The 1,707-nt window shown below is 41.1% G+C and carries 2 protein-coding genes; both read right to left on the bottom strand.

Going from position 1 to position 1,707, the window contains the following annotated elements:
* Positions 1-43: 43 nt before the first annotated feature.
* Positions 44-922 (bottom strand): IS3 family transposase, encoded by an 879-nt coding sequence (locus tag ACYVD5_RS21325; protein ID WP_260266738.1) that lies wholly within the window; start codon positions 920-922, stop codon positions 44-46.
* Complete coding sequence (locus ACYVD5_RS21320; protein ID WP_057823861.1) at positions 919-1,641, bottom strand: helix-turn-helix domain-containing protein; 723 nt, start codon at positions 1,639-1,641, stop codon at positions 919-921. The genes ACYVD5_RS21325 and ACYVD5_RS21320 overlap by 4 nt, the downstream gene beginning before the upstream one ends.
* Between the last annotated feature and the right edge of the window lie 66 nt (positions 1,642-1,707).

The following is a 1,707-nucleotide window of genomic DNA, read 5'->3' as shown; positions in this document are numbered from 1 at the left end:
CGGCTCGGCTCCTGTCAAGAGGACAATCAAATAATTAAAGTGTTTATGCACATTCTTGAACGGCATGATTTCGATATTCTATCGGCGTCATGCCGTTTAATGTTACTTGAAGCCGCTCAAAGTTATACCAGCGAATAAACTCATTGATCTGAGCAAGTAATTCACTCTTTGATTGCGCCGTTCTGAACGCAAAAAATTCGTCCTTCATGTGACTCCAAAAGGATTCTATAGGACTGTTATCGCCAGGGGTACCCGCTCGTGACATACTATGATTGATGCCATGACCTGCTAGGAAAGTGTTGTATTCACCAGAGGTGTAGCTAGAACCCTGATCGCTGTGTAAAATGGCTGGTTTAATTGCATTTGTGTTCTCTAAAGCCAACCTGATCGTATCGGTAACTAACACCGATGTCTCAGTTTCGGCTACCTGCCAAGCAATAATACTATGATCATATAGATCCTTAATGGCGCTTAGGCGAAGCCGATACTGATTTCTAAGACCATATCTTAATTCGCTACAATCAGTTACCCAAATATGGTTAGCCTCATCTGGATGAAAATTATGACCCTTATCTGCATCATACAGAAGGTTAGCCGAGAGTTGCTCTTTATGTTCCTCATGTCGATCATGTTTCTTAACCCTGATAGATGCTTTGATTTCATTTTCGGCCATTAATCGTCGCACTTTATTGTGTCCAACATGATACTTGGTATTCTTATTAACATACATTGTTAGACTCTCAACACCGTAGATATAGTTGTGTTGTTCCTCTAGCTCGATCATATACTTTACAACAGCTTGATCGTCGATCTGACGCTGACTTAGACCGTGATTTAACCACTTATAGTAACTTGATCGTGAAATTCCCGTATAGGTACACAAATAGCCGATATTATAAGGTTGATCGTTATCTGAATTCACTTCTTGTGTGAGTTCTTTAATAACTTGATATTTTTCTGTTTGAGGACATTCCTTCTCTCTAATTCTTGGATTTTTTCCCGCACGGCTAGCTCCGTTGAGAGCCGCATTACGCGGGCCTGAAGCCGTTTGTTTTCAAGCATTAATTTCTCGTTCTCAGTTAATTGACCATGATCTTCTTTCGCCTTACCACGACGATCCTCTAGGCCCATCGAACCATCTCGTTTGAACTTTCTAACCCAGGTATAGGCTTGTCCATATGAGACGTTAAATTTCTTTATAGCACCGACGTAGTCTAGATCATTGGCAATCACCCATTGTGCGATCTCAATTCGTTCAAGTTGAGTTGTTTTACGACCATCTCTCATATCGTTTTTCTCCCTAGTAGTTTCTAATGATTTACCACTAGTATACCGGGTTACCCACTGATATATAACTGCCACGTTAGGAATTTGATATTCTCTGGCCAATTGTGGATATGACGTGTGTCTTGTTAGATATTTTTGAACGATTTCCAGCTTTAGCTCGGTTGGATAACGGTGCGGCCAAGCTCGCTTTAATCCCGCTTCGCCATCTTTGTGATAACGTTGGACCCATTGCTGGATCTGTTCACCTTTAATATTGTACTGAGTGCCAACTGCGTTAGGAGTAATTCCCTGCTCCACTAAGCTAATACACGCCAGTTTTTCCTTCAATGTATAGCGGGAACCTTTTCTTCCCATAAAAAACTCCTTCCTAAGTGTACAAGCTTTGATTATTTGCTTGTCTACTTAAGTAGGAGTATAGCC

It is taken from the genome of Streptomonospora sediminis (assembly GCF_054778995.1).
Note: the sequence above shows the minus strand (reverse complement) of the source record. Positions and strands in the feature narration are given on the sequence as shown.